16 protein-coding genes are annotated in these 26,140 nt (G+C 65.4%); 3 read left to right on the top strand and 13 right to left on the bottom strand.

What is annotated here, in order from left to right:
* Positions 1–316 precede the first annotated feature (316 nt).
* The 4 genes from recD to ACN8M7_RS25220 all read right to left on the bottom strand — a co-directional run bounded on the left by recD (position 317) and on the right by ACN8M7_RS25220 (position 10,211).
* Positions 317–2,347: an exodeoxyribonuclease V subunit alpha gene (recD, locus tag ACN8M7_RS25235; protein ID WP_490262571.1), complete on the bottom strand. Its 2,031-nt coding sequence runs from the start codon at positions 2,345–2,347 to the stop codon at positions 317–319.
* Positions 2,344–5,973: an exodeoxyribonuclease V subunit beta gene (gene recB / locus ACN8M7_RS25230; RefSeq protein ID WP_490262570.1), complete on the bottom strand. Its 3,630-nt coding sequence runs from the start codon at positions 5,971–5,973 to the stop codon at positions 2,344–2,346. Before recB ends, recD begins: the two co-directional genes overlap by 4 nt.
* Positions 5,970–9,383: an exodeoxyribonuclease V subunit gamma gene (recC, locus tag ACN8M7_RS25225; protein WP_490262569.1), complete on the bottom strand. Its 3,414-nt coding sequence runs from the start codon at positions 9,381–9,383 to the stop codon at positions 5,970–5,972. The genes recB and recC overlap by 4 nt, the downstream gene beginning before the upstream one ends.
* A 90-nt stretch (positions 9,384–9,473) precedes the next feature.
* Positions 9,474–10,211 (bottom strand): SDR family oxidoreductase, encoded by a 738-nt coding sequence (locus tag ACN8M7_RS25220; protein ID WP_490262568.1) that lies wholly within the window; start codon positions 10,209–10,211, stop codon positions 9,474–9,476.
* A 115-nt stretch (positions 10,212–10,326) separates the two neighbouring features.
* On the opposite strand from ACN8M7_RS25220, the gene ACN8M7_RS25215 reads away from it, so the two are divergent.
* Positions 10,327–11,214, top strand: coding sequence for a LysR family transcriptional regulator (locus tag ACN8M7_RS25215; protein WP_490262567.1), 888 nt, complete (start codon positions 10,327–10,329; stop codon positions 11,212–11,214).
* 86 nt (positions 11,215–11,300) lie between these two features.
* Here the strand turns inward: ACN8M7_RS25215 and ACN8M7_RS25210 are convergent, their stop codons facing one another.
* Positions 11,301–12,158 (bottom strand): helix-turn-helix domain-containing protein, encoded by an 858-nt coding sequence (locus ACN8M7_RS25210; protein ID WP_061238275.1) that lies wholly within the window; start codon positions 12,156–12,158, stop codon positions 11,301–11,303.
* Between the two features lie 125 nt (positions 12,159–12,283).
* Between ACN8M7_RS25210 and pobA the strand changes: the two genes are divergently transcribed.
* A complete protein-coding gene (pobA, locus tag ACN8M7_RS25205; RefSeq protein ID WP_490262566.1) occupies positions 12,284–13,468 on the top strand; it encodes a 4-hydroxybenzoate 3-monooxygenase in 1,185 nt (394 codons plus the stop codon).
* A gap of 43 nt (positions 13,469–13,511) precedes the next feature.
* Here pobA and ACN8M7_RS25200 read toward each other — a convergent pair whose 3' ends face one another.
* The 6 genes from ACN8M7_RS25200 to mhpT form a co-directional block, all read right to left on the bottom strand.
* Positions 13,512–15,221 (bottom strand): acyl-CoA dehydrogenase, encoded by a 1,710-nt coding sequence (locus ACN8M7_RS25200; protein WP_490262565.1) that lies wholly within the window; start codon positions 15,219–15,221, stop codon positions 13,512–13,514.
* An 11-nt stretch (positions 15,222–15,232) separates the two neighbouring features.
* A complete protein-coding gene (locus ACN8M7_RS25195; RefSeq protein ID WP_490262564.1) occupies positions 15,233–16,465 on the bottom strand; it encodes a thiolase family protein in 1,233 nt (410 codons plus the stop codon).
* Complete coding sequence (locus ACN8M7_RS25190; RefSeq protein WP_490262563.1) at positions 16,462–18,330, bottom strand: feruloyl-CoA synthase; 1,869 nt, start codon at positions 18,328–18,330, stop codon at positions 16,462–16,464. The genes ACN8M7_RS25195 and ACN8M7_RS25190 overlap by 4 nt, the downstream gene beginning before the upstream one ends.
* Positions 18,331–18,461: 131 nt before the next feature.
* Positions 18,462–19,904 (bottom strand): aldehyde dehydrogenase, encoded by a 1,443-nt coding sequence (locus tag ACN8M7_RS25185; protein ID WP_490262562.1) that lies wholly within the window; start codon positions 19,902–19,904, stop codon positions 18,462–18,464.
* 60 nt (positions 19,905–19,964) lie between these two features.
* A complete protein-coding gene (locus ACN8M7_RS25180; protein ID WP_061238269.1) occupies positions 19,965–20,795 on the bottom strand; it encodes a p-hydroxycinnamoyl CoA hydratase/lyase in 831 nt (276 codons plus the stop codon).
* 189 nt (positions 20,796–20,984) lie between these two features.
* The gene (gene mhpT, locus ACN8M7_RS25175) at positions 20,985–22,187 is read right to left on the bottom strand and encodes a 3-(3-hydroxy-phenyl)propionate transporter MhpT (RefSeq protein ID WP_490262561.1); all 1,203 of its coding nucleotides are present in this window, start codon (positions 22,185–22,187) and stop codon (positions 20,985–20,987) included.
* A gap of 296 nt (positions 22,188–22,483) precedes the next feature.
* Between mhpT and ACN8M7_RS25170 the strand changes: the two genes are divergently transcribed.
* Complete coding sequence (locus tag ACN8M7_RS25170) at positions 22,484–23,782, top strand: OprD family porin (RefSeq protein ID WP_490262560.1); 1,299 nt, start codon at positions 22,484–22,486, stop codon at positions 23,780–23,782.
* Positions 23,783–24,021: 239 nt separating this feature from the next.
* On the opposite strand, the gene ACN8M7_RS25165 is transcribed toward ACN8M7_RS25170, so the two are convergent.
* On the bottom strand, positions 24,022–24,975 hold the full coding sequence (locus ACN8M7_RS25165) for an aldo/keto reductase (RefSeq protein WP_061238266.1): 954 nt from the start codon (positions 24,973–24,975) through the stop codon (positions 24,022–24,024).
* 69 nt (positions 24,976–25,044) lie between these two features.
* Positions 25,045–26,127 carry a polyamine ABC transporter substrate-binding protein gene (locus ACN8M7_RS25160; protein WP_490262572.1) on the bottom strand — a complete coding sequence of 361 codons (1,083 nt, stop codon included), beginning with the start codon at positions 26,125–26,127 and terminating at the stop codon, positions 25,045–25,047.
* Between the last annotated feature and the right edge of the window lie 13 nt (positions 26,128–26,140).

Raw genomic sequence — 26,140 nt, 5'->3', positions numbered from 1 at the left:
TTTTCTTTCTACTCAACAACTTGCGCCTTCGATCAGAACTTCTTCTCTCCAGCGGGAGGCGCATTCTACAGCGTTCAAAACCGCTGTCAACCACCTCTTTCAACCGCTTTCGATCCATTCGACCGAAACATCAACAGGACCTGACCAGCACCCTGTCGACCGGTGCGCATTCTACACACCGCCTCCAGCTTTGCAACCCCTCTTTTAAACTTAACTTATTGATTAACAAGAAGTTTTTGAAGAGCCTCATCGCTGAAGTGGCGCGCATTCTACCGCCAGCAGAATGCGCGTCAAGCTTTAATTGCAGTTTTGTTACTTATAACGATTCCAGCGCCTCGCGCAGACCACTACGGCGCTGCACACGGCGCTGCACCGCCTGTTCGAAGATACCGGCGCGAGCCTCGATAAGACTGAACCATTGGCGCGCCCTTGTGATGCCGGTATACACCAGCTCCTTGGTCAGCACCGGATTGAGGCTATCCGGCAGGATCAGTGCGCAGTGGGCGAACTCGGAGCCCTGCGATTTGTGCACGGTCATGGCGAACACCGTATCCACCGCGCTCAGGCGACTCGGCAGGATATGGCGCAGGGTGCCGCTGCCATCGTTGCGCGGAAATACCACCCGCAATACCTGACGCACAGCCTCCCCCGAGACCTCAGGCGGCTCGGGCAAGCGCAGGGCAATGCCGATATCGCCATTCATCAATCCCAAACTGTAGTCATTGCGCGTCACCAGGACAGGCCGACCTTCATACCAGCCATGGGCTTGCTCGAGCAGTCCGCGTCGCTCCAGGGCCTGAGCGATACGCTCGTTGAGCGCCTCCACGCCCCAGGCGCCCTTGCGTACGGCGCATAGCAAGCGGAACTGATCGAATGCCGCCAGAACAGTACCTGCCCAATCATCCCAGGCTTGCTCATTGGCATCGGGCGCCGGACGCAGCGCCTGCATCCGCTGCAGGTAATGGGCATATCCCTGCGGACGCGACTCGCCACTGCCCTGCCCTTCTATTAGTAGTCGCTCCAGCGCACGATCCTGCTCACCCGACAGACGCAGCACATGCAGATCATCCGCACCGGCGGCCAGAGTCTCACGAGCAGCCTGGGCATCCCCCAGGTTCACCGCACGCGCCAGGCGGCCGATACCCGAACCGCCGCCGAAGCGGCGCGAGTGGCGCAGCATGACAATATGCTGCGCCAGCGCCTGATCACCCACGACCAGTGCGGGATCCTCCAGGCGTTCACCTGTCTGGCTCTCCAGCCGGGTACGCGTCGCCTCGCTGTAGCCACCGCTTTCCGCTTCTCGACAGAGATCCCCCAGCACTGCACCGGCCTCCACCGACGCGAGCTGATCCTTGTCGCCCAGCAAAATCAGACGCGCATGCGCCGGCAGTGCATCCAGTAGGCTGGCCATCATCTCCAGGTCGATCATCGACGCTTCATCGACCACCAGTACGTCCAGTGGCAACGGGTTGGCGGCATCGTGACGAAAATGACGGCTGCCCGGACGACTCCCGAGCAAGCGGTGCAGCGTCGTCACCAGCGTCGGAATCTGCTCTCGTACCGACTCGTCCATTGCCAGCGACTGCACTTGCGCACCAATGGATTCGGTCAGCCGCGCGGCAGCCTTGCCGGTGGGCGCTGCCAGACTCAGGCGCAGCGGCTCACCAGTAGCCATGGCCGCCTCCTGCAACAGCGCCAGCAGGCGCACCACCGTCGTCGTCTTGCCCGTGCCGGGCCCACCGGTGATCAGGGTGAAGCGCCCCTGGGCGGCCATGGCGCAGGCCAGCTTCTGCCAGTCGGTCAGGCGCTTGCCGTCCACTACCAGTGCATCGGGAAAGAGCGAGGCCAGGCGCTTGGCCAGATCTTTCGGCGCCTCCGCGCTCGCCTGCAGGCGCTGGGCGATATTGCCGGCCACCTGGCGCTCGTAGTTCCAGTAACGCCTCATATATAAGCAGGCACCACTCAGCACCAGCGGCGCACCCTCGGACTCCAGCAGCGCGCTGCCGGCACAGGCTGCCAACCAGGATTCCAGACTGAGCCCGGCCAGCACCTGCGATGGCAGGATCATCGCTTGCTGCGCATCCTCGCCTTCCGGCGGCAGGGACAGGGTGAAGTCCGGGTTGGCCAGGGTGGCCGCCAGATCGAGGCAGACATGCCCCTGGCCCAACTGGTGGCTGGCCAGTGCAGCGCCGAGCAACAGCAGGGGCGAAGCGTCTGGATCCAGCTCGGCGAACAACTGCGCCAGCGACCGATCCAGCTCACGCAGCCAGCCACGTTCGCTCCAGGCAGAGAGCAGGCAAAAGAGGTCGGCGCGATCACGCAGCGCCGGCGCCAGGGAAGCAGTCATGCCCTGCCCTCCTTGGCTTCGCCCATGAACAGCGCATCCAGCCGCTCGATCAGCTCACGCGGCGGACGCGCCAGGTAGGCGCCCTGCTGCGGCGCGCGCAGGAACAGATAGAGCGCGCCCCCCACATGCTGGTCATAGTCGTAATCCGGCAGGCGCAGACGCAATTGCCGGTGCAACGCCAGCACGTAGAGCACGTATTGCAGGTCATAACGGTGGGTGGCGATGGCTGCCTCCATCGCTTCACGGATGTAGGCGCTGTCGTCGCTGCCGAGCCAGTTGGACTTGTAATCGGCCACGTAGTAACGCCCCTGATGTTCGAATACCAAATCGATAAAACCCTTGAACATGCCATTGAGGGTGTCGGCACGCAGCGGCTGCCTGGCCACACCGGGTAACTCACACTGCTGCACCCACTGATCCAGCAGCCTGACGTCCACCCCACGCGCTTCGAACCAGAACTCCAGTTCGGGCTGATACTGCGTCAGTTGCGCCAGCACGACGCTATCCGCAGCGTCCAGAGGGAGCGGCTCAGACAGTAGCGCCAGCAACCAGTCCTGCAACGGCTCGATCCAGCTTTGCAGACCGCGACGCTGGCAGCGCCGGGCCAGCGCTTCGCGAAGTTTCGGCGGATCCTGCACAAGCGCCGCGAAGCCTTCCTGAGCCGCCATCTCCAGCAGACCATGGAGGAAGGTGCCGGGATTCGGCCCGCGCGGAAAACGATGCAGCCCTTGAGCCGATGCCGGCAACGGTGCCATGGCCAACAACGGATCCTCATCGTCGATGGCGTTCTGCATCGCCGGACTGTCGGGGGCGGCGTCCTCGTGGCGGCTGAGCTGGCTGGGCGCGTCCTCGTCCAGGCGCAGAGCGCTGTAGGAGGCGATCCACCAGTGCTCGGCGGCGCGTCGTAGCGGCGTACGCCAGTGCGGTTCGAACCGCTCACTTTCGATCATGCGATAGCGCTGCTCGCTGGCGGCCGGCAGCGGCGCCACGGTGCTTTCCAGCCCGGCGGCAAAGGGCTCGAGCCAGCCGGCCAATTCAGCACTGGCAGCCAGTGGCTGGCCGCCGCCAAGCAGATAACCCAGGGCCGACTCGTGCAGGCGCGACTTCTTGCCGTTACCGATCTTCAAGTCTGCCACGCCCAACCAGCAGGCATGACGGGCACGGGTCAAGGCCACATAAAGCAAGCGCAGGTCTTCACCCAGTCGATCACGCTCAGCGCGCGCCAGGCTGTCGTCATCGGCCTTGAGCACCAAGCGGCGGCGTTCGCCGTCGTGGATCTGCAGCGGTTTCTTGTCATCCACCGGGCGGAAGGCGCAGATGAATGGCAGGAATACCAGGGGATACTCCAGGCCCTTGGACTTGTGAATGGTCACCACGCGCACTAGCGCCTCGTCGCTCTCCAGGCGCAGCACCTGCTCGTCGGCCGCCTGGCCCTCACCGCTAAGCAACTCGCTCAGATGCCGAATCAGCGCCAGTTCACCGTCAAGCTCGGCGGCAGCCTGCTGCAGCAGCTCGGCCAGATGCAGCAGGTTGGTCAGCACCCGCTCGCCATCGTCACGCCCCATCAGCCGTTGTGGCAGTTCGAAGTCCTGCAGCAGTTGCCGCAGCATCGGCAGCACGCCCTGGCGCTGCCAGCGCTGACGGTAGTCGCGAAACTGCATGACGCGGCGCTCCCAAGTGCGCTCGTCGAGGTTGAGCTGCTCCAGCTCGCTCAGCGCCAGCCCCAGCGTCGCACTGGCCAGCGCCGCACGCAGCGGCCGGTCCTGATCCGGCTCGGCACAAGCACGCAGCCACAGCAGCAGGTCGCACGCCTCCTGGGCGGCGAACACCGAGTCCTTGTCTGAGAGATAAACGCTGCGTACACCGCGCGCGGCGAGCTCGCAGCGAATGGCCTGCGCCTCATTGAAGTCACGCACCAGCACTGCGATGTCGCTGGGACGCAGGGCACTGAGCGCGCCCGCCTTGCTGAAACCGGCCAGGCCGCGCTGGCCCAGATCCAGCAGACGCACGATTTCGCTGGCCGCACCGGCCGCCATGGCATCCAGATAGCCGCCCTTGGCAAGCGGTTCTTCGCTCGCCAGTTGCCACACCGTCAAGGCTGGCTGCGCCTGACCTTCGACACTCCAGCCTTCGCCCCGCCCCTGCGCACCCACCTCGATGAACGGCAGATCATCGCGCAGCAGGAACGCGCCCTCACCGCCGTCACGCTGTTCGGCCCGCAGGAAAACGCCATTGACGGCATCGACCATGGCCTGACTGGAACGAAAGTTCTTCTCCAGGTTGTAGTGCCGGCCGAACGTGGCCCGGCGCGCGCGTAGATAGGTGTGAATATCGGCGCCACGAAAGGAGTAGATGGCCTGTTTGGGGTCGCCGATCATGAACAAACCGCAGTCGGCGCGATTAGCCTCGACCTCGTAGAGCGTATCGAAGATGCGGTACTGCAGCGGGTCGGTATCCTGAAACTCGTCGATCATCGCCACCGGGAACTGGCGGCGAATCACCTCGGCCAAGCGTGGACCATTGCTGCCTTGCAGGGCGGCGTCCAGGCGCACGAGCATATCGTCGAAGCCCATTTCCGCGCGCTGGCGTTTCTCCCAGTCGAAGCGCTGACGAACCCAGGCCGCGGCCTGGCGCAAAGCGGCGTCAGCGGGGTCAGGCAAGGCATCGAGCTGCGCCTTGAGCGTAGCCATGGCCGCCAATGCCGGATGATCCGGTGGCGCGCCCTTCCAGGCTTCGGCCAGGCCGTCGGGGGTCAGGCGAGTGAACCCAGTGCCCAGGTCGAGACGCGACTCTTCGCTGGCGGCCCAATCACGTAACTTGGCCAGCCAGGGGTTGTAGAAGCGTGCCTGGATTTTCTTGCCGTCCACCTGCTTGGCCGCCACCGCTGCATCCAGCAACAGCTGCAGCTCATCGGCCCAGGCCAGCCAGGGCGACTTGAGTTCGGCAAGCGCTTGCTCGCGCTGCAGCAGCGAGCTGTCGAGCAGCTCAGCCAGCGACTGCGTCGGTACTTCCCCCTCCTCTCCCAGTAGAGGACGCAGCCTGGCGCCAAGGCCGGCGGGGGTGCCCCAGACACTTGCCGCCCATTGCAGCGCGGCGCCCTGCAGCGGATAGCAGTGCTGTCGCCAGTAGTCGCGCACCACTTCGGCCAGCAGCTCGCTGTGATCGGTCTCCAGGGTCTGGCTGAACAGGCTGCCGCTGTCGAAGGCATGCTCACGCAGCATGCGCTGACACCAGCCATGGATGGTGGACACGGCAGCCTCGTCCATCCACTGCGCCGCCAGCTCGAGGCGGCGGGCGCACTCGTCCCACTGCGTTTGCGCGAAATCACCGCGCAGCTCACGCAGCAGGTCATCGCCCTGCGCGTCGCCACGAAACACAGTCGCCGCCTCGACCAGGCGCGCGCGAATGCGATCGCGCAGTTCGCGGGTGGCCGCGTCGGTGAAGGTCACCACCAGAATCTGCGGCGGCAGCAAGGGCTCGTGGAACGCGGCGTCGCCGCCATGGCCGAGAATCAGCCGCAGGTAAAGCGCGGAAATGGTGAAGGTCTTGCCCGTACCGGCGCTGGCCTCGATCAGGCGGCTGCCGTGCAGGGGAAAGGTCAGAGCCAAGGGGCGCTGTCGACTCATGCTGCATCCTCCTCGAGCGCCTGGGGATGGCTATCGAGCAACGGCTGGTAAAGCCGCTCGCTCCACGCCGGGAACTGGCCGTCAGCAGTGAGCGCGGTGTAGTCCGGGAACTGCCGGGCCAGGCTGGCGCTGCCCTGGACTTCACCGGTGAGGTTGTAGCTGCCTTCGTAGACACTGCGGGCCTTGTCCTCGTTGTTGTCCTGCAGCCAGGCCAACGAGGTTTTCAGGGCGACCGGCAGCGGCGCCTGCATGCCGGCATTCCAGGCTTCCAGCCAGGCGCCAAGTACCTTCGACGCTTGCTCGGCTTGCAGAGGCTCGAACGCCAGACTGCGATCCTCGCCGACCAGCAAGGTGGTCAGCGGCGCACCGCAGGCCGCCGCGATGACGTGCAGCGCGTAAGGCCGCAGCAGGCGATGCCACTTCCAGCTTTTATCCTTGTGCAGCGCCCCCGGCAGCAGCTCCAGGCGCGCCAGACTGCCATCGGCCTTCTGCCGCAGCCCGGCGAGCCAGCCATCGAGCTCAACACCGGCTGCGCTGAACAACAGGCGCAGCGGCGACTCCACCAGGTTCGGCCAGCACAGGCAGAGCCCCTGATAACGCTGCAATTGCGCCGGCAAAGGCTCCAGCAAGGCGTTGCGATACTGCTCGCCGAAACCGGCCAGCGGCAGCACACCGCTACGTTGCAGGCGATCAGCTGCCGCCCTCAGCGCATCTTCACAATCCCCCTCGCCTGCGACCGCCGCCTTGAGCAAGGTTTCCTGCAACTGATAGCGCTGCAAACCGTCGAGGGCGAATGGCTCGCTGTCGAGCTGTGCCTGCTCTTGCTCATCGAGAAATACCTTGAGGCGGCGAGTGAAGAAACACTTCACCGGATCACGCAGGAAGGACTGCAACAGCTCAGGCGTGAGCTGCTGTCCGTCCTCCCAGGCCGGCAGTGGCAACGTGCTCTCGCCCGCCGCGACCTGGCCATACAGCGCGGCCCATTCGTGGGCATAACTGAACAGCTGCCCCTGCTCATCGAAGTAGCGGCGACTGAACGGCTGCAAGGGATGCTCGGTGGTCAGGCCGTGCAGCAGGTCGCCGCCAGCGGCCAGCGTCCAGGCACTGGACAGATGGTCGCGCAACTGGCCGACCAGCACGGATGGCGGGCGCTCGCTGTTATCGCGAATGCTGCGCCCTACCCAGCTGATATAGAGGCGATCGCGCGCCGCCAACAGCGCTTCCAGCAGCAGATAGCGATCATCCTCACGGCGCGAACGGTCACCGGGGCGGTAATCACCGGCCATCAGATCGAAATCCAGCGGCGCCTGGCTGCGCGGGTAGTCGCCATCGTTCATGCCCAACAGGCAGACCTGGCGAAACGGGATCGCGCGCATCGGCATCAGGGTGCAGAAATTCACCGCACCGGCGAGAAAGCGCTGACTCAGCCGCCCCTGATCGAGCCCGCCCAGCCAGGCCTCGCGCACCACCGGCAGGGTCAGCGCCTCGTCCAGCGTCGCGGCCTCGCACAGCTCCAGCCAGCTCTCCAATGCATCGAACAACTGGGTGGCGAGCACCTCTTCACGATCGTTCTGCGCCAGGAAGAAGTCATCGAGCACGCCGCGCAAGCGTTCGCCCCACTGCGTCGGCGTGGCCGGCTCGCGCAGTTGCTGCAGATGCAGGTCGAGGGTTTCCAGCAGGCGCGTCACCGGGCCGATCAGTGCGGCATCCAGCCCGCCGATCTCATCATAGGGTTCGATACCGGCAAAGGCGTCGGCCGTACCCACCGCATACCCCAGCAGCATGCGCCGCAGGCCGAAGCGCCAGGTGTTCTGTTCCAGGTTCTCGCCGAGGCCGAGCGACTGCCGCTGAGTCGCGTCCAGCCCCCAACGCACACCGGCACCCTCCAGCCAGCGGCGCAATGTTGGCAGCTGATCCTCGGAGATGGCGAAACGTTCGCGTAGTGCCGCGACATCCAGCAGATCGAGAATCTCGCTGACGCTGAAACGGCTCTCCGGCAGACGCAGCAGGTGCTCCAGGGCGATGACCAGCGGCTCCTTGCCACGCAGCCCCTGGTCGGCCAGGGTGAAGGGAATGAAACGCGGGTCGTCGCTGGCGAACTGGCCGAACACCGCCTGGATATGCGGCGCGTAGGCATTGACGTCGGGCACCATGACGATCACGTCGCGCGGCCTTAGCGTGGCGTCCTCACTGAAGCTGGCCAGCAACTGGTCGTGCAGCACCTCCACCTCGCGCTGAGCACTGTGGGCGACATGAAAGCGCAGCGAATGATCAGCCTCGGGATCGACCGGCGCCCAGGTACTGCGCGTTTCCGCCAGCGGGCGCAGGTCGAGAATGTCGTTCTGCAACTGGCCGAGCAGGCTGCGCTCGCTGGCCGGGCTGAACAGGTCGATACGCTCGAACTGCTCGCGGTAGCGTTGCGGCTCGTCGTACTGATCCAGCAGGTTGATGTAGTCGCGTCCCTGTTTGCCCCAGGCGGCCAGCAGCGGCTGCCCGTGCTGATGCATGTCTTCCTGCTCGAACAGGCCGATCTGGGCGCTTGGTCTGCCCTTGCGCTGCTGACGACGGTACTCGTGGCGCAGCAGGTCCTTGTCTTCGACGATATCGCCCCAGTGGTGCTGACAGGGGTTGTGCACATAGAGCATGACCTGGCTGAAACGCGCCATGGCCGCCAGCGCCTCCAGCACCTGGGCCGGCAGCGAGGAAATGCCAAAAACGGTGATGCGCCGTGGCAGCCCGGGGGGCGGCGCCTCCAGTTCGCCCATGCGGGCGACGAAGCGCGGATGCACACCGGCGCGGCTCTCGGCCAGGTGCTGCTCGCCGACATCCGCCAGCAAGGCGCGCCACAGCGCCGGCTGCCAACGGGAATCATCGTCCAGAATCCGCTCGCCACCGCGCGAGGTACGCAGACGGTCCTGCCCGGCGGCCCAATCGGCCAACCAGTCGGCGCGATAGACCTGGTACTGGTCGAACAGATCGGCCAGGCGCTCGGCCAATTGGTGACGCTTGCGTAGATCCTGGTCATCGGCGAGAAAACGCCGCAACGGAGCGAACGCCTCCTCGACCAGCAGCCCCGGCAACAGCCGCATCAGGCGCCAGGTCAGCGGCGCCTTGTCCAGCGGCGACTGCTGCGGGATCGCCTCCTTGCCCAGCACGTTGCGATACGCCTGCCAGAGAAAGCGCGCCGGCAGGTCGACGTCCAGCGCCGCAGCAATCCCGCAGCCGTCACGCTCGGCCAGCGCCAGCTTGAGCCACTGGGCGATGCCGTTGCTCTGCACCAGCAGCACTTCATTCTCCAGCGGCCGCAGCGGATAGCGCCGCATCCACTGCACCGCCAGCGCACGCAGCTCCTCGAGGTGGTTACCGTGAATGACGATAAGGCCGGGGGACAACTCCGGGCTGGCGGGCATCGACTGGCTCCTGTCGAAAATCGAAGCGCAAGTTTGCCAGCATTTGGCGACAAGGTGCGTCATCCATCGCTGCGGCGCAGCACGCTCGCCTCAGACCAACCCGCCATTGGCGCGCAATACCTGGCCATTGACCCAGGCCGCATCCGGCCCGGCCAGAAACGACACCACCGCCGCGATGTCTTGCGGCTGGCCCAGACGCTCCAGCGGCGGCATCTTGGCGAAGTGCTCGATCTGCTCCTCGCTCTTGCCACTCAGAAACAGCTCGGTCGCCACCGGGCCCGGCGCGACGGCATTGACCGTGACGTGACGGCCACGCATCTCCTTGGCGAAGACACGCGTCAGTGTCTCCACCGCCGCCTTGCTCGCGCCATACAGGGCGTAGCCTGGCAGGTTCAGCCCGAGCACCGATGTGGAGAAGTTGATGATGCGCCCACCGGCATTCAACCGTGCGCTGGCCTCACGCAGCGTGTTGAAGACGCCTGCAAGATTCACGGCCATGGTCCGTTCGAAAAGCGCATCGTCGGTGTCCGCCACTGGCAGCGCCTTGAAGATACCCGCGTTGTTGACCAACACGTCGACCTTGCCCAGCCGCCGCTCGGTTTCCTGGAACAGCTGCCGTACCTGCTGCGCATTGGCCACGTCGGCCTGCAAGGCGATGGCATGGCCGCCCTGTTCGCAGATATCCGCTACCAGGGCGTCGGCCTCGGCGGCACTGCTGGAATAGTTGACGACCACCGCCATGCCGTCACTGGCGAGACGCCTGGCCAGCGCAGCCCCTATGCCTCGGGACGCGCCGGTAATGATGGCGACTTTCTGGATCGTGCTCATGCTGAACCTCTCGCTGGAAGAAATTGACCAGCACAGGCTCACATGAGCATGAATCCAGATAAATACGCCAAAATTGCCTTTACTATTCAAAAACCATAAACAATAGGAGTGCGCAGTGGATCAGGTAAAAGCCATGAAGGTGTTTGCACGCATCTACGAGCGCGGCAGCTTCACCCGCGCAGCCGAAGACCTGGAAATGCCTCGCGCCACGCTCACTCACACCATGAACCAGCTAGAGGCCTGGCTGGGCACCCGCTTGCTGCAGCGCAGCACGCGCCGGGTCCGCCCCACCGAGGACGGCGAAGCCTACTACGGGCGCTGCGTACAGTTGCTCAGCGAACTTGAGGAAGCGGCTCAAGCCTTCCGCAGCGGCGCCCCCAGTGGTCGCCTGCGAGTGGACATGCATGGCACGCTGGCGAAGTTCTTCGTCATCCCGGCACTGCCCGAGTTTCTTGCCCGCTACCCCGACATCACGCTGAACCTCAGTGAATCGGACAGGCTCGTCGACCTGATCGAAGAAGGCGTCGACTGCGTACTGCGCACCGGCACGCCGAGCGACTCCTCACTGATCAGCCGGCGCCTGGCCGACCTGCCCCAGGTCACCTGCGCCAGCCCCGGGTATCTGCGCCAGTTCGGTACACCGCAAGGCATCGATGATCTGGTCAACCACCGAGCAGTGAACTACCACCCGAAGACCGCCGCGCGTTGCTACCCCTTCGAGTTCACCTGCAAAGGCCAGGTAACGCAGGTCGAAATACCCGGCTCGGTCACCGTCGTCGGCGCAGAAATCTACGCGGCCTCGGCCATCGCCGGGCTTGGTCTGATCCAGGTGCCACGCTACCGAGTGGCGGCGCAGATCGAGCAGGGCCTGCTATGCGAGATCATGACGGACAGCCCGCCGCCACCGATGCCGATATCGGTGTTCTATCCGCGCAATCGGGTCATGTCCAAGCGGGTCAGGGTCTTCGTCGACTGGCTGGTCGAGCGCTTTGCAGCGGCCTGAGGCCCGGCGTGAGCCAGACAAAAGCCAGCACCACGTCCTGCGGAAACCGCTGCAAACGACGCAGGACCTGATGAGAAGCGGGCCTGTCATCGCTGATTGCGGAAATCTCTGGGCGAGATGCCCGTACCGCGCCGGAAGAACCGCGAGAAATAGGCGGCCTCGGAAAAACCCAGGCTGTCGGCCACCTGGGCAATGGTCATCGAGGTGTAGACCAGGTTGCGCTTGGCTTCGAGCATCAGCCGCTGGTGGATCAGCTGCAGGCCGGACTGCCCGGCCAGGCGCCGGCACAGGCTGTTGAGGTGGGCCACGCTCAGGCCCAGTTGCGAGGCATACCAGTCCAGCGGGCGATGCTCGCGATAGTGCTGCTCGACCAGCCCCTGCAAGCGGCGCAAATGATTGCGCCCGCGATCATTGATGAACGCCTCGGCGCGCTCGCCAGCCAGAGCCTGACGCGCCAACCACACCAGCAGCGCACTGATCAGTGACTGCAGCATCAGTTCGCGCCCGGCCTCGTGCTGCCCGTACTCATGGGCCAGGGTCGCGAACAGCATGTCCAGACGCGGCCGCTGGTCCGTGACCAGATAACAGACCGGCTGACTCAAGGGCGGCCTTTCCAGGGCGGTGCCGAGGTGCTCGACCAGCGGCTGGGCCAGGGTCAGCACGTGGCCCTGAATGTCCTCGGAAAAGCGAAAGGCATGCACGCACAGCGCCGGTACCACCTGCACCGCCGACTGATCGAGCACCCGCGCCTGACCGTCGATCTCCACCTCGGCGTGTCCGCTCTGGATGTACAGCACCTGCAGCAGGTCACTGTGCAGGTGAGCACTGATTTCCCAGCCGTGCAGGCGGCTGCGCTCGGCGATCGATTCGCAGTGGATCAGGTCCGGCGTCGGCCAGGCGCGATCCTCGCCATAGAGTTTGAACACGGGAACCTGGCCGGTCATGAGCGATCCTCGAAAAGTCCAACTAACCAAGCAGATAGTGCCTTCATACGCCATGCCGACGCATCAAAAATACTGCTTCCAGCCTCAGTGCCTTGCATACGGCTGTCACCCAAGGGATAACAACAATGAACACCCAAGTTGCAATCATCGGTGCCGGTCCGTCCGGCCTGCTGCTCGGCCAGTTGCTGCACAAGGCCGGCATCGACAACGTCATCATCGAACGCCAGAGCCCGGACTACGTGCTCGGCCGCATCCGCGCCGGCGTGCTCGAACAGGGCATGGTCGACCTGCTGCGTGAAGCCGGCGTCAGTGCGCGCATGGATCGTGAAGGCCTGGTCCACGATGGCTTCGAGCTGGCCTTCGATGACCGCCTTGAACGCATCGACCTGCGCGGCCTGACCGGCGGCAAGACGGTGATGGTCTACGGCCAGACCGAAGTCACCCGCGACCTCATGGACGCCCGCGTGGCCAGCGGCGCGCCGAGCTTCTACAACGCCAGCGAAGTCGAGCTGCACACGCTCAAGGGCGAGCAGCCCTATGTCACCTTCGTCCACGCAGGCCAGCGCATGCGCCTGGATTGCCAGCAGATAGCCGGCTGCGACGGCTTCCACGGCGTATCGCGCCAATCCATTCCCGACGGCGTGCTCAAGGAGTTCGAACGGGTCTACCCCTTCGGCTGGCTCGGCGTGCTGGCCGATACTCCACCGGTTCACGAGGAGCTGATCTACGCCAACCACGAACGCGGTTTCGCCCTGTGCAGCATGCGTTCGCCGACACGCACCCGCTATTACGTGCAGGTCAGCAGCGAAGAGAAGGTCGAGGACTGGTCGGACGAGCGTTTCTGGGACGAACTCAAACGCCGCCTGCCAACGCAGACCGCGGCCAAGCTGGTCACCGGCCCGTCCATCGAGAAGAGCATCGCGCCGCTGCGCAGCTTCGTGGTCGAGCCCATGCAGTATGGTCATCTGTTCCTCGTCGGCGACGCCGCGCACATCGTTCCGCCCACCGGCGCCAAGGGCCTGAACCTGGCCGCCAGCGACGTCAACACGCTGTACCGCATCCTGCTCAAGGTGCACCGCGAAGGCCGCACGGAGCTGCTGGAGAAATACTCGGAAATCTGCCTGCGGCGCATCTGGAAGGCCGAGCGCTTCTCCTGGTGGATGACCTCGATGCTGCACCGCTTCCCCGACACCGACGCTTTCAGCCAGCGCATGCAGCAGACCGAACTGGACTACTTCGTCGGCTCCGAGGCCGGACGCCGCACCATCGCCGAAAACTACGTTGGCCTGCCGTACGAGGCCGTGGAGTAACGAGGCAGGCGGTGGATCGCTTCTCGATCCACCGCCGTCGCCCTCAGTCCAGGGCCAGGTAAAGGCGATGCCAGGCCTCCGGAAACAGGCGGCGGAAGAAGAACCGCGCAGCGACCTCACGCGCCTCCCCCAGCCCACGCTCACGGCTGATACGCGCCGCACGCAACCAGGCGTAACCGAGCAACAGCCAGGCGGTCACCTGCAGCATGTCCACGGCGGCCTCGTAGGGGCGCTGCGGCGCACTGTCCTGGCTTTCGCGCAGTTGCGCCAGCGCGCCCTGCCACTCGTCCAGCAGCTCGGCCAACGCTTCGGCCTGCGCCTGCAGGGAAGATCCTTCGGCGCGCTGGCATTCCCCAGTGACCTGCCGCAGCAGTATCGGCACACCAGGCGCAGCGACAGGCAACAGCTTGCGCAGCAGCAGGTCGTTGGCCTGAATCTCGTTGGTGCCTTCGTAAATCATGGCGATGCGGCTGTCGCGCAAGGTCTGCTCGATGGGGTATTCGCTGCAATAGCCGTAGCCGCCGAACACCTGCAGCGCCTGGCTGGCGAGCTGGAAGCCCTGCTCGGTGAAGCTGGCCTTGACCACCGGCGTCAGCAGCGACGCCAGAGCCTCGGCCTCGTCGCGTTGCTGCTCGTCCACCGCCTGCTCGGCGATGTCCAGCAGGTGCGCGGCCCAGTAGCCCAGCATGCGCATGCCCTGAGTCTGTACCTCCAGGCTCTGCAGAATGCGCTGCATGGCCGGGTGTGCGGCGATGGCATCAGCCTCGCCACTGGCCCCGGCCGGGCGCGGCACGGCGCGCATCTGCCGGCGTTCGGCGGCGTAGGCGCTGGCCTGCTGACGGGCAAACTCGGCGTGCCCCAGCCCTTGCAAACCAACGTGCAGGCGCGCGCCATTCATCATCACGAACATCGCCGCCAGGCCCTGGTTCGACTCACCCAGCAGCCAGCCTCGCGCGCCCTCGAAGCGCAGGCTACAAGTGGCGCTGCCACGGATGCCGAGCTTGTGTTCGAGGCCATCGCAGAACACCCCGTTGGCCTGCCCGTCCAGCTCCCGCGGCACCAGAAACAGCGAGATGCCACGAGTGCCGGTGGGTGCATCAGGCAGGCGCGCCAGCACCAGGTGGACGATGCTCTCACCCAGGTCGTGGTCGCCACCGGAGATGAACAACTTGCTGCCGTGCAGGCGGTAGCTGCCCGCCTCTGCCGGTTCGGCGCGGCAGCGCAGCAGGCCGACGTCGCTACCGGCCTGGGGTTCGGTCAGGCACATGGTGGGCACGCAGGTGCCGTCCACGAGTCCTGGCAACCAGGCAGTCTGAAGCTCTGCGCTGGCGAAACGGCGCAGCACCTCGTAGGCGCCGTGGGCGATGCCCGGGTACATGGCCCAGGCATGGTTGGCGGCGTAGAGCATTTCCAGCACACCGACGTTGAGCAACTGCGGCAGGCCCTGGCCGCCGTACTCGGGGGCGCAGGCCAGCGACGGCCAGCCACCGTCGACGAAGGCTTGGTAAGCATCGGCGAAACCGTCCGGGGTGATCACCCGGCCATTGTGCAAACGGCAGCCCTGGCGGTCGCCGGGGGTGTTCAACGGCGCCAGGCGATCCTCGGCGAAGCGCGCGGCCTGCTCCAGCACCTGGGCGGCCAGGCCATGATCCAGCTCGGCGAAAGCCGGCAGCCGCGCCCAGTCCTGTTCAGCGTCCAGCCAGTGTTCGATGACGAAGCGCATGTCATCCAGCGGGGCACGGTAGTGCGTCATAGGTGAATCCTTCAACGATGGGCAGGGTTTTCCAGTAGCAGAGCCATGCCCTGACCGCCGCCAATGCAGGCAGCGGCGATGCCGTAGCGGGTGCCACGCGCCGCCAGTTGGCGGGCAACGCTGTGCGCCAGGCGCAAGCCAGTGGCGGCCAGTGGGTGGCCGAGGGCAATGGCGCCGCCATGGCGGTTCAGGCGCGCCGCATCCAGCTCCAGCTCGCGCTGCACCGCCAGCACCTGGGCGCCCTGGGCTTCGTTGATCTCCAGGCTGTCGATGGCGTCCAAGGTCAGGCCGGCACCGTCGAGCAGCAGACGGATCGCCGGGGCCGGGCCGATGCCCATGATCTCCGGCGGCACACCAACCACCGCGCTGGCGCGCAGCAGCGCCAAGGGCGACTCAGCGCTTCGGGCATCGCCCACCAAAATGGCAGCGGCGCCATCGACCAGCGCGCAGCTGTTGCCGGCGGTCTGCACCGAGCCAGCGCTGACTGGCGAGAGCGCCGCCAGGGCCTCGGCACTGGTCTGCCGGGGATGGCTGTCACGCTGCAGATCGTTGATCTTGCGCGGTAGCTTGAGGTGCCGCGGCTGATAGCCGGCCAGCTCGAAACGGCTACTGGCCACTGGCGCGATCTCGGCGTCGAACCAGCCCTCGGCCTGCGCCGCCAGCGCCTTGTCGAAGCTGCCCAGAGCGAAGGCGTCCACTTCCTCGCGGCGCAGGCCATAGCGCTGGGCGAGGTTCTGCGCGGTGTCGATCATGGTCTGGGCAATGGCCGGATCGAGCAGCGCCTCCCAGAGAAAATCCTTGAAGCCCACCGGTGCGCCGAGGCGAAAGCCACCCCGATGCTCGTAGCTGGCGATGGGATTGCGCGACATCGACTCTGCCGCCACGCACAGCGCCAGGCTGGTGCTGCCGCGTTCGAGCTGGTTGCCGGCCTGGCGCAGCAGCTCCAGGCCGGTACCGCAGATGCGCTGCACCGCCAGCGCCGGTACCTCGATCGGCACACCAGCGTACAGGCCGATATGCCGGGGCAGCATGTAGGCATCGAAACTGGCCTGGGCCATGCTGCCGGCCAGCACGCTGTCGACCTGCTCGCCACCAATGCCGGCGCGCGCCAGCACGGCGCGGGCGACATGGATGCCCAGGTCGATGGGCGACACCTGGGCCAGTGGCCCGCAGTAGTTGATCCAGGGCGTGCGCGCGGCGGCCAGCAGTGCCACCTGCTCGAAGGCCTCGAACTGGCCCTTCATGGCCGCGCCTGCGCCATTACGCAGTGCGCGGCTGGGTCGGCGTAGAGGCGCTCGATCAGCTCGGCGCGGCGGCTGAGTACAGCACGCTGGTTGAGCGAGCCTTTGTCGGTGATCTCGCCGGCGTCCAGGCTCGGCGCCTCACTCATCAGGCAGGCCCAGGCGATGTGCGAGGCCAGCCCGGTGGCTTCCCGGTTGAGCTCTTCCAGCAGCCCGGCCAGCCACTGCCGCACGGGCTCGGCGGCCAGTACCGCTTCGACGCTGGCATCGCTCGCCAGCCCGGCCAGGGCGCGGCAGGCCGGTACGCTGGGGAACACCAGCAGGCCGATACGCTGACGATCCGGCCCGGTAACCACCGCGTCCTGCACATAGGGCGAGCCCTGCAGGATGACGCGGGTACGCAGTGGCCCGACGCTGACGAATACGCCGGTGCTGAGCTTGAAGTCCTCAGCGATACGCCCGTCGAACATCAGCCCCCAATGCGGGTTCTGCGCATCGGCAAAGCGCAGGGCATCGCCGGTACGGTAGTAACCTTCCTCGTCGAAGGCCTCGTCGTTGAGTTCGGCCTGGCGCCAGTAACCGGGCATCACATGCGGGCCACGGAAGCGCGCCTCCAGCTTGCCGTCGACCGGCGTCAGCTTGACCTCGCAACCCGGCGCCGGCAGGCCGACATAGCCGGCCAGCGACAGCGGCCCGGTGGTGAAGGTGCAGGACGGCGCCGTCTCGGTCATGCCCAGGCCAGCCATCATGCGGATGCGCTCGCCGCAGTGCTGCTCGGCGACCCGGTCGAGGCGATCCCAGATCGGCTGACTGAGGCCGGCGCCGGCGAAGAAGAACAGCTTCATGCGCGCGAAAAAACGCTCGCGCAACTCGCCATCCTGCTCCAGCGCCGCCACCAGTTCCTCCCAGCCCTTGGGCACGGTGAGGTAGGCGGTGGGCGAGATGTCCTTGAGGTTGCGCAGCGTCTCGCCGAACAGTTGCGGCGTCGGCCGGCCATCGTCGAGGTACAGGCTGCCGCCGTTGTACAGCACGATGCCGACGTTGTGGCTGCCGCCGAAGGTGTGATTCCACGGCAGCCAGTCCACCAGCACCGGCGGCTCCTCACCGAATACCGGGAAGGTCTGCAACAGCATCTGCTGGTTGGCGCAGAGCATGCGCTGGGTGGTCACCACGGCTTTGGGCAGCTTGGTCGAGCCACTGGTGAAGAGGAACTTGGCGATGCTGTCCGGCCCGGTGCGGGCGAAGGCGGCGTCGGCGGCAGCCGGGTCGCGCGGCGCCAGTAATTCATCGAAGCGCTGGGCAGCACGCCCCGCCACCTCGCCCTGCACCAGCAGCAGGGGCATGTCGGCCGGCACCACGGCCTCGATGGCGCGGCTGAAGGCGGCGCCATCGGCGGCCATCACCAGGCCCGGGCGCAGCAGGTCGAAGATGTGCTGCAGCTTGGCGTAGTCGCGGGCCACGGTGGAATAGGCCGGCGACACCGGGCAATAGGGCACGCCGATGTACAGGGCGGCCAGCGCCAGTTGCAGGTGTTCCAGGTCATTACCGGAGAGGATCACCAGCGGGCGTTCCGGGCTCAGGTCATGTTCGAGCAGGTGCGCGGCGATGCAGCGCACGCGCGCCAGCATCTCGCGGTAGCTGATGCGCTGCCATTGCCCATCACCGCCACGACGGGCGACGAAGGTGTGCTCACCGCGCACTTCGGCCCAGTGCAGCAGGCGGTCGAGCAGGCGTGGCGGCAATTCGCTCAGCGGCTCTCGCGCGTTGAGATAGACGCTACCGGCACGTTCCTCGATGTGCACATCCGGCGAGCCCAGGGCCACCGGACGATAGCGGGCAGCGAGCGATTGGGAGGGTGCATTGTTCACTTGTTATCACCTCCGGTCCTGCCCGTTCGGGCACGACGCGACGCCGGGGCTTTCCGGCAAACTCGATTCGGGGCGCTCACAGCCCGCTCAAAGACTCACGGGCTGGAGCTATGCAAGGCGTTTCCGAACGTTCAGATCGGGTAGTGGCGCGGGCCATTCTGCAGCGTCACCCAACGCAGCTGGGTGAAGTGCTCGATGCTCGCGCTGGAGCCGAAGCTGCCGTAGCCGCTGGACTTCACCCCGCCGAAAGGCATCGGCGCCTCGTCGTGCACGGTCGGTCCGTTGATATGACAGATGCCCGACTCCACCCGCTGTGCCAGATTCAACGCACGCGACACATCACGGCTGAAGATCGCCGAGGACAGGCCGAACTCCGAATCGTTGGCCAGGCGCAGCAGCTCTTCGTCGCCCCGCCCTCGCAGGATCACCGCCACCGGGCCGAACGACTCCTCGCGGTACAGGCGCATGGCCGGGGTGACGCGGTCGAGCAGCACCGGCTGCATCACGCTGCCGTCGATCTGTCCGCCGGCCAGCAGCACGGCGCCCTTGTCCAGCGCGTCCTGCACCAGGCTCATGATGCGCTCGCCAGCGGCGGCGTCGATCAGCGAACCAAGCACGGCCTCACCTGGCAAGCCGGCCTTGAGCGTGGCGACCTTGGCGGCCAGGCGCGCGGCGAAGTCGTCGGCGATGCGCTCGTCGACCACCAGGCGCTCAGTGGACATGCAGATCTGCCCCTGGTTGAAGTAGGCGCCGAAGGCCGAGGCGGCCACGGCCTGATCCAGGTCGGCATCGTCCAGCACCAGCAGCGGCGCCTTGCCGCCCAGCTCCAGCACCGCCGGTTTCAGGTGTTTCGCCGCAAGCTGGCCGATGATGCGCCCGACATGGGTGGAGCCAGTGAAGTTGACGCGGCGCACCGCCGGATTGGCCACCAGCCGCTCGACGATGGCGGCAGCATCGGCCGGTGCGTTGCTGATGACGTTGACCACGCCATCGCCAAGACCGGCCTGCTGCAGCACCTCGCCGATCAGCGCGTGTACCGCCGGGCTGTTCTCCGAAGCCTTGAGCACCACGGTATTGCCGCAGGCCAGGGGCATGGCCAGAGCGCGGGTGCCAAGGATGATCGGCGCGTTCCACGGGGCGATGCCCAGCACCACGCCGCAGGGCTGACGCAGCGCCATGGCGAAGCTACCCGGTACGTCGGAGGGAATCACCTCGCCCTTGATCTGCGTGGTCATGCCAGCGGCATCGCGCAGCATGTTGGCCGCCAGCTTGACGTTGAAGCCGTACCAGTCGGCGGTGGCGCCGGTTTCCACGGCCATGGCCATGAAACGGTCGCGGTTGGCCTCCAGTAAGCGGGCGGCCTCCAGCAGGCGCGCACGGCGCTCGCCCGGCCCCAGCGCGGCCCAGGCCGGAAAGGCCGCCTGCGCGGCAGCCACAGCGGCATCGGCATCTTCCAGGGTGGCGGCGGCCACACGACTGACGGTCTCGCCGGTGAAGGGACTACGGCGCTCGAACACTGCGCCGCCCGTAGCCGGGCGCGCCTGCCCGGCGATCAGCAAAGGCACTTCGAACATGGTCTGGCTCCATCTTGTGATTGTTATACGGGGGGCGGGCACGACCGCCCCTGGCACAGCTCAGCGTTTGTAGGCCTGCAGGCCCGGCTTGATGCTCTTGTCATCAAGGAACTGCTTCATGCCCTGCTCGCGACCACCTTCCTTGTCCAGCAGGCGCGACTGATCCAGCTTGGCGTACAGGTAGTCTTCGTTCTGCTCCCAGGTCAGCTCGCGGCAGCGCTTGAAGCCGATCTTCGCCGCGCGCATCACCACCGGGTTCTTCTCCAGCAGGTTACGCGCCAGTTCGATGGTGGTCTCGCGCAGTTGCGCCAGCGGCACGCTTTCGTTGACCAGGCCCATCTCGGCGGCCTTCGGCCCGCCAAAGGTCTTGCCGGTCATGATGTAGTACAGCGACTGGCGATGGCCCACGGTGTCGGCCATGGCCTTGCTCACCAGGTTGCCCGGTGGGATGCCCCAGTTGATTTCCGACAGGCCGAAGGTGGCCTCGTCGGCGCAGATGGCCAGGTCGCACGCCACCAACGGGCTAAAACCACCGCCGAAGCACCAACCGTTGACCATGGCGATGGTCGGCTTGGCGTACATGCGCAGCAGCTTCCACTGCCAGGTCGAGGCCTCGCGGCGAATCTTCTCCTGAAGGATCTCCGGGCCGGCGTCGACTTCACGGAAGTACTCCTTCAGATCCATGCCCGCAGTCCACGACTCGCCTGCGCCGGTCAGCACCAGCACGCCGACATCGGCGTCCTGCTCCAGGGTTTCCAGCACATCGACCATCTCGCGGTTGAGGGTCGGGCTCATGGCGTTGCGTTTTTCCGGACGATTGAGGATGACCCAGCCGATGCCCTCTTCGACTTCGACCTTGACGGTTTGCCAGCGTGCTTCGTACTTGCTCATGGGGGTGTCCTGCATGTGTTGGGTAGATGAGCTCAAGGTAGGCCGCGTAAATAGTTATGTCAATTAACTATTTGCGCGAAACGTTCGATCACCGCACCGATGAAGTCGATGGATACAGCAACATCAACGACATGATTATGCTGATTAACTAGAAATCACGAGCGGCGACCGGATCAACCAGCGCGAACCTCAGGCCGGGGCCGCCGCGCGGCGCTCGCGGCTGCCCATCGCGACCACCACCAGGGCAGCCACCAGCAGCCCCGGCGCGGCCGCCATCAGCACCCCGGCCGTGCCGGCGCCAGCGGCCAGGATGTGCCCGGCGGCCAGCGGCCCACTCACCGACCCCAGGCGGCCGACGGCCACTGCGGCGCCCACGCCGGTAGCCCGCACCTGCGTCGGGTAATAGACCGGCGCCAGGGCGTAGAGCACCAGTTGCGCAGCCATCACGAAGACTCCGGCCGCGAAGCCCGCCGCTGCCATGCTCGCCAGGTTGGTGGAGAAGCCGATCCCGGCCAGCGCCAGCAGCAATCCGAGGTAGATGCACAGCACCACTGGCGTGCGCTGGAAGCGGTCGAGCAGCACGCCACCGAGCAGCGAGCCGAGGGCGCCGCCGATGTTGAAGACCATCTGCACCGTACCGGCCTGCGGCTTGCTGAACCCCAGCTCCAGCAGCAGCGACGGCAACCAGTTGAGCAGCATGTACATCACGGTGAGGGTGAAGAAGTAGCTGATCCACAGCGACAAGGTGATGCGCGTGCGGCCATCACCGCACAGTGCTTCCACGGTGGACGGCCGACCCTGCGTGGCACGCGCCTGCTGCTGGTGGAATGCCGACGACTCCGGCAGCAGCCACAGCATCAATGGCGCGATGGCCAGCGGCGCGACGCCACCGACGATGAACACCCATTGCCAGGCCTCGCCGGCCAGCATGCCGATCACCGCCGCCGCCGCGCCGCCGAGAGGAACACCGCAGTACATGATGCTGATAGCCGTGCTGCGCTGGCGTTCCTCGACTGCCTCGGCGCACAGGGCGATCAGGTTGGGTAACGCCGCCCCCAGACCAAGACCGGTGAGAAAGCGCGCCGCCAGCAGGCCGGACAGGCTGCTGGTATAGGCCGTCCACAGGGAAAAGATGCCGAACAGCACCACGGCGGCCACCAGCACCTTCTTGCGGCCGATGCGATCGGCAACGTAACCACCGAGGAAAGCACCGGGGAGCAGGCCGATGATGCTGGCGCTGAACATCCAGCCCATCATCCCTGGGTCCAGGTTGAAGGCTGCACGAATACCGGCAGCGGCGATGCCGGCCGATTGCAGGTCGAGCCCTTCGATCAGAGCGACGATGAAACAGATGACGATGGTCAGCCGGGAACGGCTGGATGGGGTTTGCATGGCGGAATCTCGCTCTTGTTGTTTTTGTTCGGGAGTGACGACGAGGTCCAGTTCTCGTCGCAAGAAGATTAACAAACAAAACTAAAAAAACACCCCCAGGCAAAACGCCAGGTTCGAGCCATTCATTCCCTTCAGAAACAATCAGTTAGATCACCCACAAAGAATTCATTACGAATTAGTTAATGATTTTAACGTTCGTTAATCGGCCACTGCCATTTGATAAGCCCAGTGCGCACTCTCATCCTCTGTGCGCAACGGCGATCCGCCGGACAACAACAAAAATAAGGATATCGAGCATGCCTACACGGTTTCTTCGTACTGCATTCGTGCGCAGCCCCCTGCCCCATGCCATTGCTCTATGCAGCCTCGGCATATCCTGCGCCGCCCAGGCCCAGGGCTTCATCGACGACAGTCATGCCAGCCTGACCCTGCGCAACTATTACCTGGATCGCGACTTCCAGGATGACGGCGCCAAGTCCGAAGCCCGGGAGTGGGCACAGGGCTTCATCCTCAAGTTCCAGTCCGGTTTCACCGAAGGCCCCGTGGGCTTCGGCCTGGATGCCACTGGCCTGCTGGGCCTGAAGCTGGATTCCTCGCCGTCGCGCAGCGGCACCGAACTGCTGCCTGTATCGCCCAGCAGCGGGCGTGCAGCGGACGAGTACTCGCGCCTTGGCCTGACCGGAAAGATGAAGATCGACAAGACCCTGTTGCAGGCCGGTGATCTCAACCTGGCCCTGCCGTCGGCTCTCTCCAGCCCGTCGCGCCTGCTGCCGCAGACCTTTCGCGGCGGCTACCTGAGCTCCACGCAGATCGACGGTCTGACCCTACACGGCGGCTACGTCGACCGCATCGCCAAGCGCAACTCCACCGACTACGAGGCCATGACCGTCGCCTCGCCCAACGGCCGCTTCAATGGCCGTGCGACCGCCTCGCACATGGCCTTCATCGGCGGCGACTACGCCCTGAGCCCGGAGCTGACGCTCAAGGCGCACTACCTGGAAGTGGCCGACCTCTATGAGCAGGGCTACCTCGGCGCCCTGCACAAGACCAGCCTCGGCCCCGGCACCCTGAGCACCGATCTGCGCGCCTTCTTCAGCGGCGAGAACGGCAGCGCCGATGCCGGCAAGGTGGACAACCAGCACCTGTCGCTGCAATTCGCCTACGGCCTGAACGGCCACCGCTGGACCCTCGGTTACGCCCACCAGGGTGGCGACACCGCCACGCCCTACATCTCCGGCACCGAGCTGATGGGCATCAGTGAAATGACCATGAGCTCCGACTACCTCAACGCCAGGGAGCGCATGTGGCAGGCCATCTGGGACTACGATTTCGCGGCCGCTGGCGTGCCCGGCCTGACCGCGCGCCTGCGCTACGTGCGCGGCGACAACATTGAGCTGGCCGCCTTTGGCGTCGATGACCGCAAGGAGCGCGAAGCCCAGTGGGAAATGGGCTACGTGATCCAGGACGGCCCGCTGCGCGGCGTCGGCCTGCGCGTGCGGCAGTCGTTCTACCGTAACGACTTCCCCACCGGCGCCGCCTTCCGCGATGAAAACCAGACTCGCCTGATGGTCACCTACAACCTGCCGATCTGGTGACCCGCCACACAGCCGCATCGCCTCGCGGTGCGGCCGGCGGCGAACCAGGGGTTGAACGAAAAGTCGTCGAGCGAAGGTCAGGCGATACCGATGGCGACCCCAAAAAAACGAGCGGGGAGCGGACTGGGGCCCGCACTCGAGTTTACGAGCTGTAAATGAGCATTCGACCGGACTGGCGTTCCAGCCCGCTTGTAACGAAGCATCACCGAGCGCAGGCACTTTTCGTACAGAGCCTGGATTCACCAGGCGCTGGCCTGGCGCAGTACCTGCAACGACGCCTCGTCCAGCTCCAGCGTCATGGCTGCCTGCAGCGCACGCAACTGCGCCAGGCTGGTGGCACTGGCGATCGGTGCGCTGATGCCCGGCTGAGCCATCAGCCAGGCCAGCGCGATGCTGGCCGGGCTGGCATCGAATTGCTCGGCGAGCTGTGCCAGCGCGTCCAGAATGCGCTGGCCGCGCGGGTTGAAATAGCGCTCCAGGTCCTCGGCCCGCGCGGCTTGCCGGATATCGGCAAGCGTACGGTACTTGCCGCTGAGAAAACCCGAAGCGAGGCTGAAATAGCTGACCACGCCGAGCCCACGGGCCTGGGCGTATGCCTGCAGCCGCGTTTCGTAGTCCTTGCGGTCGTACAGGTTGTATTCCAGTTGCAGCACGCCATAGCTCGGCAAACCGGCGTCGACGCCAATCGCCAGGGCGGCCTCGAGCTGTTCGCGGCTGTAGTTGGAGGCGCCGATGGCGCGCACCTTGCCACTGGCGATCAGGCTTTCGTAGGCGCGCAGGGTTTCCTCGTGCGGCGTCTGCTCGTCGGGGTAGTGGGAAAAGTACAGGTCGATGTAATCGGTGCGCAGGCGACGCAGGGAATCCTCCACCGCACGCACGATCCACTGGCGCGACAGCCCACCGCCCTCACCCATCGGGGCGCCGACCTTGGTGAACAGGGTCAGGCGATCACGCAGAGCGGGATTGGCGGCCAGCCACTGACCGATGATCTGCTCGGACTCGCCCCCGACGTGCCCCTCGACCCAACTGGAATACATATCGGCCGTGTCCAGGGTGGTGATCCCGGCCTCGAAGGCTGCACTCAGCAACTCGCACGAAGCGCGCGCATCCAGCGTCCAGCCGAACACGTTGCCACCCAGCACCAGTGACGAAACCCTCAAACCGGTATTACCCAAAGCCTTGCTCGCGGACATACCCGCTCCTTCTTGCGCTCATTCGTGGGCAACCGGCGCGGTAGGCAGAGCCCGCCGCGCCGGCGCAGTTCACTTGCCGGTACGGATGCTGTTCCAGGTACGCACGCGGATACGCTCGGCTTTCAACGACAGAGCCTTGAGTGCATACAGTGAGCTCATCCTGTCAGCCGGAATATACATGTTGGGATTGTTGCGAACCTCCGGAATGACGAACTCCGTGGCGTCCTTGTTGGGGTTCGGATAACCGATAGCGTTGCTGGCCTTGGCGATCACTTCCGGACGCAGCAGGTAGTTGATGAAGGCATGCGCCTCATCGACGTTCTGCGCGCCCTTGGGGATGACCATCACGTCGGACCACAGCGGCGCACCTTCCTTGGGCAGGAACATGTCGATCTTCACGCCCTTGCCAGCCGCCACCCCCATCTTGCGCGCCAGCTCGATGCCACCGGACCAGCCCACCGCCACGCAGATCTCGCCATTGGCCAGGTCGTAACCGTAGCGCGAGGAGTTGAAGTAGGTGATGTAGGGGCGGATCGTCATCATCAGATCCTGTGCCTTGCGATAATCCTCGGCTTTCTCGGAGTTTGGATCGAGGCCGAGATAGGCCAGAGCAATGGGCAGGATATCGCTCGGCGAGTCGAGGAAGCCCACGCCGCACGAAGCGAGCTTGGAGAGGTTCTCCGGCTTGAAGATCAGGTCCCAGCTATCGAGCTTCGCATCCGGGCCCAGCGCCTCGCGCACCTTGTCGACGTTGTAGCCGATCAGGTTGGTGCCCCACATGTAAGGCACCGCGTACTGATTGCCGGGATCGCCACTATTTGCCAGCTCGGACATGAAGCTTTCGTCCAGACGGTTCCAGTTGGGCAGCTTGCTGCGATCGAGCTTGTCGAAGGTACCGGCACCGATGAAGGTGGCCAGCATCGCACTGCCCGGAAAGGCGACGTCATAACCCGAGTTGCCCGTGAGCAACTTGGATTGCAGGGTTTCAGGGCTGTCGAACACGTCATACACCGGGCGGATGCCGGTTTCGGCCTCGAAGCCCTTGAGGATCTCAGGCGGCATGTACTCGATCCAGTTGTAGATCCTCACCGTGCGTTGCTCGGCCTGAACCTCAACGGCGCCGAACAGGGCCAGGGTCATGGCAGCGACCATAGGTAGTGCTTTC

Origin of the sequence: Pseudomonas spartinae (assembly GCF_965197125.1) — a bacterium.
Lineage (GTDB): Bacteria > Pseudomonadota > Gammaproteobacteria > Pseudomonadales > Pseudomonadaceae > Aquipseudomonas > Aquipseudomonas composti_A.
Note: the sequence above shows the minus strand (reverse complement) of the source record. Positions and strands in the feature narration are given on the sequence as shown.

What these genes read in the sequence shown, in the direction of transcription:
- ACN8M7_RS25180 (WP_061238269.1), bottom strand. Translation starts at nt 20,795, where the DNA reads ATGAGCAAGTACGAAGCACGCTGGCAAACCGTCAAGGTCGAAGTCGAA.
- ACN8M7_RS25185 (WP_490262562.1), bottom strand. Translation starts at nt 19,904, where the DNA reads ATGTTCGAAGTGCCTTTGCTGATCGCCGGGCAGGCGCGCCCGGCTACG.
- ACN8M7_RS25200 (WP_490262565.1), bottom strand. Translation starts at nt 15,221, where the DNA reads ATGACGCACTACCGTGCCCCGCTGGATGACATGCGCTTCGTCATCGAA.
- ACN8M7_RS25165 (WP_061238266.1), bottom strand. Translation starts at nt 24,975, where the DNA reads ATGTCCGCGAGCAAGGCTTTGGGTAATACCGGTTTGAGGGTTTCGTCA.
- mhpT (WP_490262561.1), bottom strand. Translation starts at nt 22,187, where the DNA reads ATGCAAACCCCATCCAGCCGTTCCCGGCTGACCATCGTCATCTGTTTC.
- ACN8M7_RS25195 (WP_490262564.1), bottom strand. Translation starts at nt 16,465, where the DNA reads ATGAAGGGCCAGTTCGAGGCCTTCGAGCAGGTGGCACTGCTGGCCGCC.
- recC (WP_490262569.1), bottom strand. Translation starts at nt 9,383, where the DNA reads ATGCCCGCCAGCCCGGAGTTGTCCCCCGGCCTTATCGTCATTCACGGT.
- ACN8M7_RS25210 (WP_061238275.1), bottom strand. Translation starts at nt 12,158, where the DNA reads ATGACCGGCCAGGTTCCCGTGTTCAAACTCTATGGCGAGGATCGCGCC.
- pobA (WP_490262566.1), top strand. Translation starts at nt 12,284, where the DNA reads ATGAACACCCAAGTTGCAATCATCGGTGCCGGTCCGTCCGGCCTGCTG.
- ACN8M7_RS25160 (WP_490262572.1), bottom strand. Translation starts at nt 26,127, where the DNA reads ATGGTCGCTGCCATGACCCTGGCCCTGTTCGGCGCCGTTGAGGTTCAG.
- recB (WP_490262570.1), bottom strand. Translation starts at nt 5,973, where the DNA reads ATGAGTCGACAGCGCCCCTTGGCTCTGACCTTTCCCCTGCACGGCAGC.
- ACN8M7_RS25220 (WP_490262568.1), bottom strand. Translation starts at nt 10,211, where the DNA reads ATGAGCACGATCCAGAAAGTCGCCATCATTACCGGCGCGTCCCGAGGC.
- recD (WP_490262571.1), bottom strand. Translation starts at nt 2,347, where the DNA reads ATGACTGCTTCCCTGGCGCCGGCGCTGCGTGATCGCGCCGACCTCTTT.
- ACN8M7_RS25170 (WP_490262560.1), top strand. Translation starts at nt 22,484, where the DNA reads ATGCCTACACGGTTTCTTCGTACTGCATTCGTGCGCAGCCCCCTGCCC.